The organism is Klenkia sp. PcliD-1-E, assembly GCF_024124375.1.
In the GTDB taxonomy this organism is placed as follows: Bacteria; Actinomycetota; Actinomycetes; order Mycobacteriales; family Geodermatophilaceae; genus Klenkia.
In genome coordinates, this window is sequence record NZ_JAMXRZ010000051.1 from 1 (window position 1) to 14413 (window position 14413).

12 protein-coding genes are annotated in these 14413 nt (G+C 75.4%); all 12 read right to left on the reverse strand.

Annotation, left to right across the window (positions count from 1 at the left end):
* Nucleotides 1–964, reverse strand: a 964-nt coding sequence (locus tag NH342_RS11820; RefSeq protein WP_253015070.1) for a 2-hydroxyacyl-CoA dehydratase family protein, incomplete at its 3' end; no start/stop codon positions are given.
* A complete protein-coding gene (locus NH342_RS11825; RefSeq protein WP_253015071.1) occupies nucleotides 965–2203 on the reverse strand; it encodes a CaiB/BaiF CoA-transferase family protein in 1239 nt (412 codons plus the stop codon).
* Complete coding sequence (locus NH342_RS11830; protein WP_253015072.1) at nucleotides 2200–3345, reverse strand: CapA family protein; 1146 nt, start codon at nucleotides 3343–3345, stop codon at nucleotides 2200–2202. The genes NH342_RS11825 and NH342_RS11830 overlap by 4 nt, the downstream gene beginning before the upstream one ends.
* Entirely contained in the window at nucleotides 3342–4193 is an 852-nt protein-coding gene (locus NH342_RS11835; RefSeq protein ID WP_253015073.1) for an alpha/beta fold hydrolase, read from the reverse strand. The genes NH342_RS11830 and NH342_RS11835 overlap by 4 nt, the downstream gene beginning before the upstream one ends.
* Complete coding sequence (locus tag NH342_RS11840) at nucleotides 4190–5533, reverse strand: alpha/beta hydrolase domain-containing protein (protein ID WP_253015074.1); 1344 nt, start codon at nucleotides 5531–5533, stop codon at nucleotides 4190–4192. The genes NH342_RS11835 and NH342_RS11840 overlap by 4 nt, the downstream gene beginning before the upstream one ends.
* Entirely contained in the window at nucleotides 5530–6546 is a 1017-nt protein-coding gene (locus NH342_RS11845) for an oligopeptide/dipeptide ABC transporter ATP-binding protein (RefSeq protein WP_253015075.1), read from the reverse strand. Before NH342_RS11845 ends, NH342_RS11840 begins: the two co-directional genes overlap by 4 nt.
* Nucleotides 6543–8483, reverse strand: a complete 1941-nt coding sequence (locus NH342_RS11850) for a dipeptide/oligopeptide/nickel ABC transporter permease/ATP-binding protein (RefSeq protein ID WP_253015076.1) — start codon at nucleotides 8481–8483, stop codon at nucleotides 6543–6545. The genes NH342_RS11845 and NH342_RS11850 overlap by 4 nt, the downstream gene beginning before the upstream one ends.
* Nucleotides 8480–9421 carry an ABC transporter permease gene (locus NH342_RS11855; RefSeq protein WP_253015077.1) on the reverse strand — a complete coding sequence of 314 codons (942 nt, stop codon included), beginning with the start codon at nucleotides 9419–9421 and terminating at the stop codon, nucleotides 8480–8482. Before NH342_RS11855 ends, NH342_RS11850 begins: the two co-directional genes overlap by 4 nt.
* Nucleotides 9422–9452: 31 nt before the next feature.
* Nucleotides 9453–11045 carry an ABC transporter substrate-binding protein gene (locus NH342_RS11860; protein ID WP_253015078.1) on the reverse strand — a complete coding sequence of 531 codons (1593 nt, stop codon included), beginning with the start codon at nucleotides 11043–11045 and terminating at the stop codon, nucleotides 9453–9455.
* 172 nt (nucleotides 11046–11217) lie between these two features.
* Nucleotides 11218–12390: a glucose-1-phosphate adenylyltransferase family protein gene (locus tag NH342_RS11865; RefSeq protein WP_253015079.1), complete on the reverse strand. Its 1173-nt coding sequence runs from the start codon at nucleotides 12388–12390 to the stop codon at nucleotides 11218–11220.
* A 21-nt stretch (nucleotides 12391–12411) separates the two neighbouring features.
* The gene (locus NH342_RS11870; protein WP_253015080.1) at nucleotides 12412–13710 is read right to left on the reverse strand and encodes an MFS transporter; all 1299 of its coding nucleotides are present in this window, start codon (nucleotides 13708–13710) and stop codon (nucleotides 12412–12414) included.
* Nucleotides 13707–14354 (reverse strand): pyridoxamine 5'-phosphate oxidase, encoded by a 648-nt coding sequence (pdxH, locus tag NH342_RS11875; protein WP_253015081.1) that lies wholly within the window; start codon nucleotides 14352–14354, stop codon nucleotides 13707–13709. The genes NH342_RS11870 and pdxH overlap by 4 nt, the downstream gene beginning before the upstream one ends.
* Nucleotides 14355–14413 lie beyond the last annotated feature (59 nt).

Consider the following 14413-nt stretch of genomic DNA (forward strand, 5'->3'; position numbering starts at 1 on the left):
CCCGCACCAGCGACAGGACGACGTCGGCGCCGCAGCGCTCCGCCTCGGCCGCGGTCCACGCCGCGCGGTCGGGGACCGAGGACGTCGGGGACGCCGGGCCGCGGTGCTGCCGGGCGGTCGCCAGGGCCGCCGCGGTGGGCTCGGCGGGGACGGCGACGGTCAGCGCGAGGTCACCGTGGTCGTGGTCCTCCCCCACCACGTGCCACCCGGCGTCCTCGAGCACGGCGTAGTGCGCGTCGTGGTCCTGCGCGCTGCCGGTCAGGAACACCCGCCGTCGAGGTCCCCGCCCGGGCAGGTCGCTGCCCAGCAGCGCGTCCAGCAGGTCGACGGCCTCGGCGGCCGGCACCGCGGTGACCACGCCGTGCACGTGCAGGGCGAGCTCGCCGCCGACCGTGGGCTCCGCGGCGCGACGGCGCCGCTGCACCCGGACCAGCCGCTCCCGCACCACTGCGGCGTCCCGCAGCGCGGTGGCCAGCGCGTCCCCGGCGAAGGGGTCCTGCCCGGTCCAGCCGGCCAGCGCCTCGCCGAGCCGGACCACCTCGGTGGTGTCGTAGGCGGTGGTCGAGGCCCGCGGCAGGTGCAGCAGGTCCAGCAGGTGCACCGGGGGCAGCCCGCGCCAGGGGTCCAGCCGGCGCAGCTCCCGCAGCGCGTAGAACAGCGCCAGCGAGGCCTGGCAGTCGCGGGACACCACCAGCCCGGCCAGTCCGGCGGCGCCGCCGTCCAGCAGCCGGCTCAGCAGGGCGAGCGTCGGCGGGTCGACCGCCGCGCCGAGGACGGCCACGGCCTCCGCCGACGGCGGCACCGGGTCGCCGACCAGCCGCACCGGCACCGCGCCGGCCGCCTCGACCAGCTCGGTGGGCACGTCGGCGCCGACCACCCCGACCACGGGCGTGCCCGCGGCGGCCCGGTCCAGCGCACCGGACCAGCGGGTGCGGTAGCGCTGCGCCCAGCCCGCCGCGTCCACTCAGACCACCCCCGCGGCGACCAGCTCGTCGATGCGGTCGGCCGGGTAGTGCAGCAGGTCCCCCAGCACCGGGCGGACGTGCTCGCCCAGCTGCGGGGCCGGCTGGTCCAGGGTGGTCATCGCGCCGGACATCCGGATGGGCACGCCGGTGGCCCGCAGCTCGGGGAAGACGCCGTGCCGCGGGTCGACCACCGGCACCACCTCGCCGCGGTCGGCGACGATCGCGTCGCGGACCGCGCCGGCCGGGTCGCGCACCTCCGCGGCCGGGGCGCCGTGCGCGGTGAGCACGGTCAGCGCCTCGGCCATGGTGCGGCGCTTGGCCCAGTCGGCGATCAGCGCGTGCAGCTCGGTGGCGTTCGCGACCCGGCCGTCGCGCTGGGCGAACCGGGGGTCCTCGACCAGGTCCGGGCGGTCGATGGCCCGCAGGACGCCGGCGGCGAAAGCGTTGGTCGGCGCGCAGAGGGCGAACCAGCCGTCCTCGACCTCGAACACCCCGAAGGGCGCCAGCCGGGGCACCGTGGCCCCGGTGCGCACCGGCAGGCCGATCTCCTCCAGCGCGTCGAAGGGCTCGCAGGCCACCAGCGAGGTCAGCGCCCCCAGCATGGAGACGTCGACGTGCTGCCCGGGGCCGTCGTCCCCGCGCTGCAGCAGGGCGGCGACGGTCCCGATGACCGCGTAGAGCGGGGCGACCAGGTCGCCCACCGGCAGCCCGAAGCGGACCGGCGGCTCCCCCGGGGTGCCCGCGGTCATCATCAGCCCGCTCAGCGCCTGCACGATGGTGTCCATCGCCTTGCCCGAGCCCGGTCCGCCCTGGGCGCCGAAGCCGCTGATCGAGGTGTAGACGATGCGCGGGTTGATGGCCCGGGCCCAGGCGTGGTCGATGCCCAGGCGGGTGGTCACCCCGGCGCTGTAGTTCTCCACCACGACGTCGGCGGCGCGGACGAGGTCGCCGAGCACCTCGCGGCCGCGCGGGTCCTTGAGGTCGAGGGTGACGCTCTCCTTGCCACGTCCGCGGACCAGCATCGACAGGGACAGGTCCTCGGGGTCCTGGCGGGCGATGGTCAGCCCCTCGGCGCTGAGGTAGGGCGAGTTGTTGCGGGAGGAGTCCCCGCCGGTGGCCGGGTTCTCCACCTTGATGACCCGGGCGCCCAGCCCGGCCAGCAGCAGGGTGGCGTAGGGGCCGGCCAGGGCGGTGGTCAGGTCGATCACCACGACGCCGTCCAGGGGGCGGGCGGTCATGCGGGTGTCCTCTCGTCGGGGGCGGCCACGAGGACGTCGTCCCCGGACCAGGTGAAGGTGGTGTCGAAGCCCGCGCGGCGGCTGATGTCCTCGACGTAGGCCGCGACCTGCTCGGCGCGCTCCCCGCGGGTCAGCGGCACCGGCCGGGCGTCGTCGTCGATCCAGGTGGGCCGGAAGCCGGCGGTGACGGTGCCGTCGTCGGCGAACCGGCACACGGCGACCGCGGTGTTGCGGCTCTCGGGGTGGAAGGCGTAGGTGGGCATGGCCGGGTCGGGGGCGAACCCGAACATCTCCTTGCGCCGCCGTCCCCAGGCCTCCACCTCCGCGGAGTTCTTGCCCGACGGCGTCAGCGCGCGGGTGACGGTGACGAAGTTGCCCAGCCCGTGGAAGACCGGCTTGCCGCGGTGCACCTCGATGCCGCGCATGATGTGCGCGTGGTGGCCGAACACGGCCGAGGCGCCGGCGTCGATCGCGGCGTGGGAGACCTGCCGCTCGTAGTCGGCGACGACGGCCGGGGTGTGCCCGATGCCCTTGTGCAGGGAGACCAGCACCAGGTCGGCGTCGGCCGCCGCGGCGGCGACGTCGTCCTGCATCCGGCGCAGCGTGTCGGGGGCGGCGAAGGTGTAGACCGTCGGCGGGCCGCCGGGGTTGGCGAACTCCAGGTCGTAGTGGGTGAGCACCTTCACGTAGGCGCACCCGGCCTTGCCGCTGGTCGCCCACGACTCCTTGGGCCCCACGCAGTTGTAGCTGAGCACCGCGATGCGCCGTCCGGCGCGCTCGACGACGGCGGGCACCCGGGCCTCGTCCAGCGTCGCACCGGTGCCGGTGACCACCAGCCCGGCGGCGCGGGCGTGCGCGATCGTGTCCAGCACGCCGTCGGTGCCCAGGTCGTAGGCGTGGTTGCCGGCGGTGGTGGCGACGGCGAAGCCCGCCGCGGCCACCGCGGTCAGCGCCGCCGGGTCGGCCGGGGGCGCCGGGACGTCGACGACGGTGGGCACGGTCGCCGTCGTGTGCGGCACCTCGACGTGGCCGATGGCCAGGTCGGCGGTGTGCAGGTACTCCCGGGAGGGGTCGAAGAACGAGTCGGGGTCGGGTTCGTCGAGGACCAGGTCCCCGACGGCCAGGACCGTCAGGTCGCTCACCGGGCACCCTCCAGCACCGGCAGGCCGGCCAGGAACTCGGCGATCGGCCCGACCAGCCGCTCGGGGCGCTCGTCGGCGACGAAGTGGCCCTCGTCCTCGAACAGCACGCCCACCGAGCCCCTGACGCAGGTCAGCGCGCGCAGCGTGGACTGCGGGGAGATGACGCCGTCGCGCATGCCCGCGATGACCAGCACGGGCAGGTCGACGCCGGCCAGCACGGCGCGCAGCGAGGCCTCGTCGGTGGCCTCGGGGTAGGGCATGCCCTGGTTGATCCGGCTCTCCTCGTCGTCCATGGCCAGGAACGCGGCCACCTTCTCGGCGACGAAGGCGTCCCGCAGCGCCACCCGGTCGGGGCCGTCGACCGCGGCGTCCAGCGGGCCCCCGATCGTGCGCATCGCCCTCTCGATGACCGCCGGGTCGCGCCGGTTCTCCACGATCTCCCGGCGGCCGGCCGAGGAGGACGTGTCGCCGTCCCGGTCGTGCGGGGTGCCGACGACGGACACCAGGGCGCGCAGCCGGTCGGGGTGCCGGCGGGCCAGGTGCCAGCCGATGCCGGCGCCGTGCGAGACGCCGGTGTAGACGAACCGGTCGATGCCCAGGGCGTCGGCGACCGCGACGACGTCGTCGGCCCACTGGTCCAGCCAGCCGATCGCCGGGGGCTGCGCGGAGCGGGACGAGCGGCCGAAGCCGCGGGCCTGCACGGTCACCACGTGGGCGCCGGTGGGCTGCTCGGCCAGGATCGCGGGGTAGCGGGAGAAGCCCATCGCGGAGGACAGCACGTGCCGGTCGCCGCCGCCGTGCTCCTCCACCCAGACGTGGGCACCGCCCTCGAGCGGGATGGTGGTCATGGTCGTCCTCCGGGGTTGTCGGGGTCGGGGAGCTCGGGCAGGTCCTCGGGCAGCAGGAGCCGCTGCTCGACGAGGGCCCGGGTGGCCGCGGCGAAGCGCGCGGCGCGGTCGGGTGCGGGGTCCAGTGGGGTGCGCACGCCGACGAGGTCGGCGACCACCTGCGCGTCCAGGTGCGGGGGCGCGAACGGCGAGGGCACGCACCCGCCGGGCACCGGGGTGGCGTAGGGCCAGTAGGAGGCGAGCGGGGCCTCGACCCAGGGCGTGCGGACGCCGCCCAGCACGTTGCCGACGGCGTCGCGGGCCAGGGGCCGTGCGCCGTCCGGGATGCGCCGGTCGGAGGCGTCGGCGAAGGCGAACCGGTCGGCCCGGGGCATCGGCACCCCCTCGGCGACCCAGGTGTCGAGCGCGGCGAACACCGCCCGGGCGACGAGGTCCAGCCGGGCCCGCGACCGCTCCTCGACGACCCGGTTGCTCCCGGTGGGCAGCCCGCGGGCCCGGTACTGGGCGGCGTTGACCAGCACCTCCGACGGACCGGTGCTGTCGTGGGCGGTGCCGGCCACCTGGTACAGGCGGTAGCGGTCGCCGGGCTCGTCGGAGTCCGGCCGCAGCACCGGGGCGTGGGTGGCCGACTCGGTCTCGCTGAGCACCTCGACCACCGGGACGTCGTGCCCGCCCACCCGCCGGCGGGGGTCGTCGAGGGGGACCTCCCCGCTGCCGTGCGGCGGCGGGTAGCCGGCCGGTCCGGCACCGCCGGAGGAGATGCCGACCACGTACCCGTCCAGCAGCGGCGCCCCGTCGGGCAGCCGCACGGCCTCGTGGTGGCCCTCGCCGAGGAACACCCGGACGAACGAGCCGGTCATCGACCAACCCGACAGGTGTGCCCGGCGCACCGGCTGGCCGCCCAGCAGGTCCAGCTCGCCGGTCCGCACCGCCCGGACGACGGCGGCGACCAGCTGCTGGCCGGCGACGTCCTCGGGCAGGTCGAGGTCGGCGTAGCGGTCGGGGTCGAACTGCTCGCGCATCGAGGCGGCCGTGACCCGGGCCGTGGTGATGCCCAGCCAGGCACCCCCGGTGCGCAGCACCCAGGGGTGCAGCACCCGCCAGGTGGCCGCGGTGTCGAACTCCGGGTGCAGCGCCTCGACCTGCAGCACGCCCGACGCCCGCGCGGGGTCGGCCGGACGGCGGGTCAGCACGCGCGTGGTCCAGCCGTCGCCGGTGACCAGGAACTCGTGCTCGACGTAGCCGTGCGCGGTCAGGTCGACCCCGCCCGGCAGCCCCGGGACCGAGGCCGCGCCCAGCGGCACCGACGCCGGCGTCACCGGCAGCTCCCGGGCCCTCACGCCACCACCGCCGGGGGCAGGGTCGCCACCGCGTCCTCGGTGCGGTGGCAGGTGACCTGCGTGCCGCTCGGCGAGGTGCGCAGCTGCGGCCGCCGGTCGTGGCAGACGTCGGTGGCCAGCGCGCACCGGTGGGTGAACGGGCAGGAGTCCCCCAGCGGGGCGGGCGCCCGGCGCTCCGCGGCGGCCCGGGCCACCCGCGCGGCGCGGCGCTCCCGCTGCCGCTCCGGGTCGGCCACCGGCGCCGCGGCCAGCAGCGCCTGCGTGTAGGGGTGCCCGGGCGCGCCCTGCACGGCGCCGGCCGACCCGGTCTCCATCACCCGGCCGCGGTAGAGCACCAGCACCTGGTCGGCCATGTGCTCCACGACGCCGAGGTCGTGGGAGATGAACAGGTAGGCCAGGCCCAGGTCGCGCTGCAGCTGCGTGAGCAGGTTGAGCACCTGGGCCTGCACCGAGAGGTCCAGCGCGCTGACCACCTCGTCGCACACCACCAGCCGCGGGGCCACCACCAGCGCGCGGGCGATGGCGATGCGCTGGCGCTGGCCGCCGGAGAACTGGGCCGGGTAGCGGCCGGCGGCGTCGGCGGGCAGGCCCACCCGGGCGAGCATGTCGGCCACGCGCGACCGGACGGCCTCGGCGCCGGGCCGGGTCCCGTCGCGGTCGCCGAGGGCCAGCAGCGGCTCGGCGACCGACCAGCCCACCGTGCGGGTCGGGTTGAGGGAGCTGTTGGGGTCCTGGAAGACGTACTGCACGTCGCGCAGGAAGGCGCGGTCGCGCCGTCCGGCGCCGTCCTGGGCGACGCCGTCCAGCCGCACCTCGCCGGCGGCCACCGGCGCCAGCCCGACGAGGGCCTTGGCCAGCGTGCTCTTGCCCGACCCGGACTCCCCGACCAGCCCCAGCGTGCTGCCGACGGCCACGCCGAAGCTGACGTCGTCGACCGCCCGGCGGGTGCCGCGACGGCCCCAGCGGTAGTCGACCGAGACGCCGTCCAGCTCCGCGAGCAGGGGTGCGGTCACCGTGACCTCCCCCCGGCCAGCTCGACGGGCTCGGCTGCCGGGACCAGCGGGTGCAGGCAGCGGGCCACCCGGCTGCCGGCGAGGTCGACCATCGGGATGCCCTCCTGGGTGCAGTCGTCCTGGGCCCGCGGGCAGCGGGCGGCGAAGTGGCAGCCGGTCGGCCAGGCCTCCGGCGGCGGGACGGTCCCCGGCACCGTGCGCAGGGTGCCGTCCGGGGCGGGCTGGTCGGGGCTGCAGTCCAGCAGTGCGCGGGTGTACGGGTGCCCCGGCCCCGCGAACACGTCGGCGGCGTCGGCGCGCTCGACCACCTCGCCGGCGTAGAGCACCACGACCCGCTCGCAGGCGTCGGCGACGACACCCCAGTCGTGGGTGACGAGCAGGATCGCCATGCCGGTCTCCTCCTGCAGGGTGCGCAGCAGGTCCAGCACCTCGGCCTGCACGGTGACGTCCAGCGCCGTCGTCGGCTCGTCGGCGACCAGCAGCCGCGGCCGGCCGGCCAGCGCCATCGCGATGGCCACCCGCTGGGCCATGCCCCCGGAGATCTCGTGCGGGTACCGCCCGGCGACCTCGGCCGGGTCGATGACCTGCACCTGCTCCAGCAGCTGCACCGCACGTGCCCGGGCGGCCCGCCGGCCGACCCCGTCGTGCACCCGGACCAGCTCGCCCAGCTGGGCACCGATCCGCGACGTGGGGTCCAGGGCGCGCAGCGGGTCCTGGGCGACCAGGGCGATCTGGCTGCCGCGGATGCCCCGCCAGCCGCGACCGCGCAGGCCGGTCAGGTCGGTGCCCTGCCACCAGGCCGAGCCGGCGACCACCGCGCCGTTGCGGGGCAGCAGCCCCAGCACGGCCTTGGCCACCACGCTCTTCCCGCTGCCGGACTCCCCGACCAGGCCGACGGTCTCCCCGGGTCGGATGTCGAGGTCGACGTCGCGGACCACGCTGACCTCCCCGGCCGCGGTGGCGAAGACGACCTCGAGCCCGCGGACGGCGAGCAGCAGGTCGGGGTCGCCGGGGTCGGGGGCCGGCACGCGCTCCCAGCGGCCCACCGACCGTCCGCCCGAGGCCGAGGACCGGTCGGCGGTGGCGTCGCGGACCACGTCGCCGAGCACGCCCAGGGCCAGCACGGTCACCGCGATGACACCACCGGTGGGCAGCATCAGCCACGGGAAGCTCTGCACGACGCTGGCGGCCTCGCCGACCATGCTGCCCCACGTGGGCTCGGGCGGCGGTGCCCCCAGACCGAGGAAGGACAGGCCGGTCTGCACGCCCAGGGCGATGGTGGCGAACAGGGTGGTCTGCACGATGACCACCCCACGCACCCGGGACAGCACGTGGCGGGTGGCGACCTGGGCACGGGTCAGGCCCATCAGCCGCCCGGCGGTGACGTGCAGCTCCTGGCTGGCCGCCAGCGCCGCGCCGCGCACCACCCGCACCAGCCCGGCCGCGCCCAGCAGCCCGAACACGGCCATGCCGACGAGCAGGTCGTTGCCGAACAGGGTCAGCACCGACAGCAGGATGACGATGGTCGGCACGGCCATGACCAGGTCGACGACCCGGGTGATGACCTGGTCGACCCGGCCGCCGAGGTAGCCGGCCGCCAGGCCCAGCGGCAGCGCCACGACCGTGCGCACCACCACCGCGACCAGCACCGCCAGCAGCGAGGACGACCCGCCGACCATCAGCCGGCTGAGCACGTCACGGCCGAGCAGGTCGGTGCCCAGCAGGTGCGCACCCGACGGCGTCTGCCGGGCCGCGGCCAGGTCCTGCGCGAGCGGGTCGTAGGGGGTGGCGACGGCGCCCACCACGCAGCCGAGCACGACCACGAGCAGCACCGCCAGGGCGATCCGGCCGCGCCAGCCGGCCAGCACGGCGCGCAGCAGCCCCTGCCGGACGGGGGCGGCGCCGGCGGGTTCCGCGGTCGGCACGGTGGCGCTCACGCCGTCCTCACCTTCGGGTCCAGCAGCCCGTAGGCCACGTCCACGAGCAGGTTGACCAGGACGACGACGAGGGTGAAGTAGACCCCGACGCCCAGGATCACCGACACGTCGTGGTCGACCGTGGCCTGGGTGGCCCGGCTGCCCAGGCCCGGGAGCACGAAGACGCTCTCCACGAACACCGTGGCGTCCAGGCTGCCCACGAAGACCACGCCGATGGCCGAGACCACCGGGATCGAGGCGTTGCGCAGCACGTGCACCAGCACCAGCCGGGCCTCGGGCAGGCCGTTGGCCCGCAGCACCGCGACGTGGTCGCTGACGAGCACCGTCAGCGCGGCGTCGCGGGTCTGCTTGGCGATGATCGAGATGCCCAGCAGACCCAGCGACACCACGGGCAGCACCAGCGAGGACACCCACCCGCCGACGGAGACGTCGGGCGAGACGTAGCCGGTCGCGGGGAACCAGCGCAGCTTGACGGCGAACAGCGACACCAGCACCAGGGCGACCCAGAAGCTGGGCAGCGCGATGCCGGCCAGCGACACCACGTCCAGCACCCGGCCCACCACCCCGCCGCGCAGCGCCCCGACCATGCCGGTGGCCACCCCGACCACCGTGCTGACCAGCACCGTGGTCAGCACCAGGGCCAGGCTGACCGCCAGCCGGCTGTTCAGCGCCGAGGTCACCGGCTCCCCGGTGAACACCGACGTGCCCAGGTCCCCGTGGGCGAGCCCCCCCAGCCAGCTCAGGTACTGCTCGTACCAGGGCTTGTCCAGGCCGAGGGAGGCCCGCAGCGCGGCCACCGACTCGGGGGTGGCCGACTCCCCGAGGATCGTCCTGGCCGGGTCGCCGGGCACCAGCGACGCCAGCAGGAAGACCACCAGGGAGACCCCCAGCACCAGCGGCACCGCCCACAGCAGGCGCCGCAGCACGATCCTCAGCACGGCGTCCTCCCGCGCTGCGGTGTCGCCGGGCTCACGAGGCCGGTCGCCAGGCCAGGTCGGCGTCGGGCGCCACCGGCATCGGGTTGGGGTTCTGCACCGACGCGGTGACCCCGGTGACGTCCTCGGCGACGTAGTAGATGTTCTGCGTCGAGATCACCGGGACCACCCAGGCCAGCTCCTCCAGGCGCTGGTTGACCTGCTCGTACAGGTCGGTGCGCTCCTGGCCGGTCGCCGCGAAGGCCTGCCCCAGCAGGTCCTGGACCTGCTGGTCGGTGGTGTCGAAGGGGTTGAACACCGTGCCGGGGGCCAGGATCTGGTTGGTGACCTGGGCCATGTCGGCGCCGGCCGAGGGCCACATGAGCGCCGCGTACTGGCCCGAGCTGCCGGCCTGGATGAAGGCCGGGACACCGGTGGACTCCACCTGCAGGTCGACCTGGATGCCGATCTCGCCCAGGGCGCTGGCCACCGCCTGCGAGATCGCGGTGTTCGGGTCCAGGATCGGCTGGGTCAGCAGCGTCATGGAGAACCCGTCGGCGTACCCGGCCTCGGCCATCAGCTGACGCGCCCGGTCCAGGTCGTAGTCGTAGCCGGTGCCGGCGTCGTCGACGTAGCCGTCCAGGCCGGGCAGGATGATCTGGGTGCTGGGCTCGAAGGTGTCCGGCCCCAGGGCGCTGGCGATCGAGGCGCGGTCCAGGGCGTAGCCCATGGCCTGGCGCACCCGCTCGTCGCCCAGTGCCGGGGTGATGGTGCCCGCCCGGTCGGCGAGCACCAGCGACCAGTTGAAGAACGGTGCGGTGACCACGCCGAGCCCGGCGTCCTGGGCCAGCGACAGGGTGCTGGTGTCGCCCTCGGAGACGTCGAGCTGACCGGTCTGCGCGGCCGACAGGACGGCGTTGGGGTCACCGATGACCCGCACCGTGACCGAGTCGTAGAACTGGGCGTCGGGGTTCCAGTAGTCCTCGTTGCGCTGGTAGGTGTACTGGTCGCCGGTGACCGAGGTGTCCGGGTCGTAGGTGTACTGGCCGGTGCCCTGCGAGGCGTTCAGCAGGGAGTCGGGGTCGGCCAGGCCGGCCGGGCCGATGATCACGCCGAAGCCGAAGTACTGGGTCATGGTCGAGGCGGCGTCGGGGTTGGGCCGGCCGTAGGTGACCCGCACGGTCGACTCGTCGGTGGCCTCGACCGACTGCACGTCGCCCACCTGGGGGGCCAGCGAGCCACCGGCCTGCAGGAAGTACTCCATCGAGGCGACCACGGCGTCGGCGTCCATCGGGCTGCCGTCGGAGAAGGTGACCCCGTCGCGCAGCTGCATCTCGAAGACGGTGTTGCCCTCGCCCACGTAGTCCCAGGAAGTCGCGAGGTCGGGGACCAGGTCGCCGTCGCCGGAGAGGTAGATCAGCGGGTCGTAGGCCAGCATCGTGAACACCGACGAGCCGCCGTTGCCGGCCAGCGCCGGGTTCAGGCTGATCGGCGCACCCGGGAACTGCAGCTGCAGCGTGCTGTCCCCTCCTCCCCCGCTCCCTCCCCCCGAGGACTGCGAGGTGCACGCGCTGAGCACGGACGCGACGGCGAGGGCGGCGACGGCCACCCATCGGCGCCGCGAGGGGCGGGTGGTGGGGCGGGGCATGGCTGCTCCTCATCGAGCGGTCCGGCGGCGGGGTGACGCCCGCTGGGCCAGAACCGGAGGATCATCCGGGACCAGGGTCCCGGGCCCATTCCATGACACTTGGCTCAGCGATCGGCAGGCCGAGTGTCATGCATTTGTGTGAGCCACGTCAAGCACGTGGCGCGCGCCATGCTCAGCCGGGGTCGGGGGACCGGGCGCCGGCGGGCACGACCGCGCCGGGGTCGAGCACGGCCCGCCGGCCGACGAGGGCCACCTCCCCGTCCCCGCCGACGGTCGCGTCGCGGCCGACGTCCACGCCGTCGTCGAGCACCGCCCGGTGGACCCGGGCCCCGGCACGTACCCGCACGCCGGGCAGCAGCACCGAGTCGGTCACCGTCGCGCCGTCCTCGACCACCACCCCGGGCGAGAGCACGGACCGGTGCACGGTGCCGGCCACCCGCGTGCCGCCGGAGACCAGGGAGGCCTCGACGGTGGCGCCGGGCAGCAACCGGGCCGCGGAGTGCCGGCCGCCCCGGGTGTGCACCGGCCAGGCCGGGTCGTCCAGGTCGATCGGTGGCTCGGGGTCCAGCACGTCCATGTGCGCCTGCCAGTACGCCGGCACGGTGCCGACGTCGCGCCAGTAGCCCCCCAGCCGGTGCGCCCGGGCCAGCCCGTCGGCGGTCTGCGCCGGCAGCAGGGCGTCGCCGAGGTCGGCCAGGCCGTCGTCCCCGGCGTCGGCGGCCAGCGCCTCCAGCCGGTCCAGCGTGGGCCGCGGGCTGAAGACGAAGACCTCGTTGGTGGCCGTCGTCGTCGCCGGCCGGTCGGGCTTGTAGGCGTAGTCGGTGACCCGGTCCCCGTCGGTCTGCACGATCCCGTACCGGGAGGCGTCGTCGGCGGACACCTCGGTGGTGACCATGGTGACCTCCGCACCGGACCCCAGGTGCTCCTCGGCGACCTGGCGGTAGTCCAGCCGGTAGACCGCGTCGGCGCTGACCACGACCAGCGCGTCGGGCTCGAACCCCCGCACCAGGTCGGCCTGCCGCCACAGCACGTCGGCGGTGCCGGTCGCCCAGCCGCCGCGGTCGGTGCCCCGGAAGGGTGGCAGGGTCATCAGCCCGCCGGTGGTGCGGTCCAGGTCCCAGGGCCGGCCGTTGGCCAGGTGCTGCGACAGCGACGCGGGCTGGAACTGCACGGCCACCCAGACGTCGGCGACGCCCGAGTGCTCGCAGTTCGACAGCGGGAAGTCCACCAGCCGGTAGACCCCGCCGAAGGGCACCGCCGGCTTGGCTCGCTGCTCGGTGAGCAGTTCCAGCCGGCCACCGGCACCGCCGGCGAGCACGAGGACGAGGATCCGGGAGAGGGCCATGCCCCCCACTGCCCGGCCCGGTCAGGTCGTACGCGCCGCCTGCGATGCCCGGAACAGCCAGAACGACGGGACGGCGACGGCGACCACCGCCATGGCCACGACGATGACCACCCCGCCGGTCCACATCGCCACCGAGACGCCGAACGCACTGGCCAGCGCACCGGCGCGCAGGTCGCCCAACCGCGGACCGCCGGCCACCACCACGATGAACACGCCCTGCATGCGGCCGCGCATGTCGTCGGGGGCGGCCAGCTGCAGCATCGAGCTGCGCAGCACGGCGCTGACCATGTCACCGGCACCGGCCACCGCCAGGCAGAGGACGGCGAACCACAGCGAGCCCGCGAGCCCGAAGCCGATGATCGCCGCGCCCCAGACGGCGATCGCGCCCAGGACGACGGCGCCCTGCCGGTCGACCCGGCTGACCCAGCCCGACGTCAGGCCCATGACCAGCGACCCGATCGAGATGCCGGCGTAGAGCCAGCCCAGGCTGTTGGCCTCGCCGCTGAACTCCGTCAGGGACAGCTGCGGGAACACCGCCTGCGGCCAGGCGAAGAGCATGGCGACGATGTCGACGACGAAGGTCATGAGCAGCACCGGCTGCGTGCGCAGGAACACGAAGCCGTCCAGCACCCCGCGGACCGCGGCGCCGACCCGGACCCGGCCCGCGGCCCCGGCCACCGGCAGGGCCGGCAGGCCGCGGACCAGCCAGACCGCGACGGCGAACCCGACCGCGTCGACCACGTAGGTCAGGAACAGCTCGCCCTGGCCGATCAGCACGCCGGCCAGCAGCGGCCCGGCGATGACGCCGATCTGCCGCACCGTCATCGCCAGCGCGTTCGCCGCCGGCACCAGTCCGGTGCCGACGACGGCCGGGATGGCGGCGCTGCGGGTGGGCTGGTTGACCGCGGCGAAGGCCGACACGAAGGCGGTCAGCACCCAGAGCACGGCCAGGTTGTCCATGCCCAGACCGGCCTGCACGGCCAGCAGCGCGCTGGTCACCGCGGCCCCGACCGAGGTGATGAGCATCAGCCGCCGGCGGTCCATGGTGTCGGCGATGGCCCCGCCGAGCAGGCCGAACACCACCAGCGGGACCAGCGCCACCACCGAGGTGACGCCGACCAGGAACGACGAGCCGGTGAGGGCGTAGACCTGGAACGGGACGGCGACCAGCGTCATCTGCTGGCCGAGCATCGTCACCGTCACCCCGGCGAACAGCCGCCGGTAGGCCGGGATCGCCAGCGGCCGGGTGTCCAGCGCCCACCCCCTGCGGCGGCGCGGTGGTGCTTCCTGCGGGGCGGGCCCGTCGACCGGCGAGCTCACGGTGCGAGGCGGCGGACGACCCAGCTGCCGCCCTCCTCGTCGTCCCGCTCGAAGCGCAGCCGGTCGTGCAGCCGGTCGTGCCCGCCCTGCCAGAACTCGACCCGCTGCGGCTCCACCCGGTAGGCGCCCCACGACGGCGGCCGCGGCAGCTTCCCCTCCGGCGTCTGCTCGTCCAGCTCCCGGAAGGCGCGCACCAGGTCCTCGCGGCCCTCGACCGTCGAGGACTGCACGGTGGCCGCCGCGGCCAGCTGCGCCCCGCGCGGGCGGGGGTCCCACAGGGCGTCGGACTCCGCGTCGGCGAGCCGCGCCGCCGTCCCCACCACCCGGACCTGGCGCTGCAGCGCGTGCCACGGGAAGACCAGGGCGACCCGGTCGTCGAGGGCCAGCTGGGCACCCTTGGCCGAGGCGCCGTTGGTGACGAACACGAAACCGTCCTCGGACAGGCCCTTGAGCAGCACGACCCGGGCGTCGGGGGCGCCATCGGGGTCGGCGGTGGCCAGCACCATCGCGTTGGGCTCGGCCAGGTCGGCGGCCACCGCGTCGTCGAACCAGCGCCGGAACTGGGCCAGCCAGGTGTCTGCGAGCGTGCTCTCGGAGAAGCTGCCCTCGTCGTAGTCGCGGCGCATCGTCGTCAGGTCGGGCACCGGGCCATGCTCCCACCCTGCAACCACCGCGCGACCAGGTGTGACACCCGTCGCACCTG

Excerpts from the sequence above, each read along its gene's own strand:
- NH342_RS11825 (WP_253015071.1), bottom strand. The coding sequence starts at position 2,203 with ATGACCGCCCGCCCCCTGGACGGCGTCGTGGTGATCGACCTGACCACC.
- NH342_RS11835 (WP_253015073.1), bottom strand. The coding sequence starts at position 4,193 with ATGACCACCATCCCGCTCGAGGGCGGTGCCCACGTCTGGGTGGAGGAG.
- NH342_RS11860 (WP_253015078.1), bottom strand. The coding sequence starts at position 11,045 with ATGCCCCGCCCCACCACCCGCCCCTCGCGGCGCCGATGGGTGGCCGTC.
- NH342_RS11865 (WP_253015079.1), bottom strand. The coding sequence starts at position 12,390 with ATGGCCCTCTCCCGGATCCTCGTCCTCGTGCTCGCCGGCGGTGCCGGT.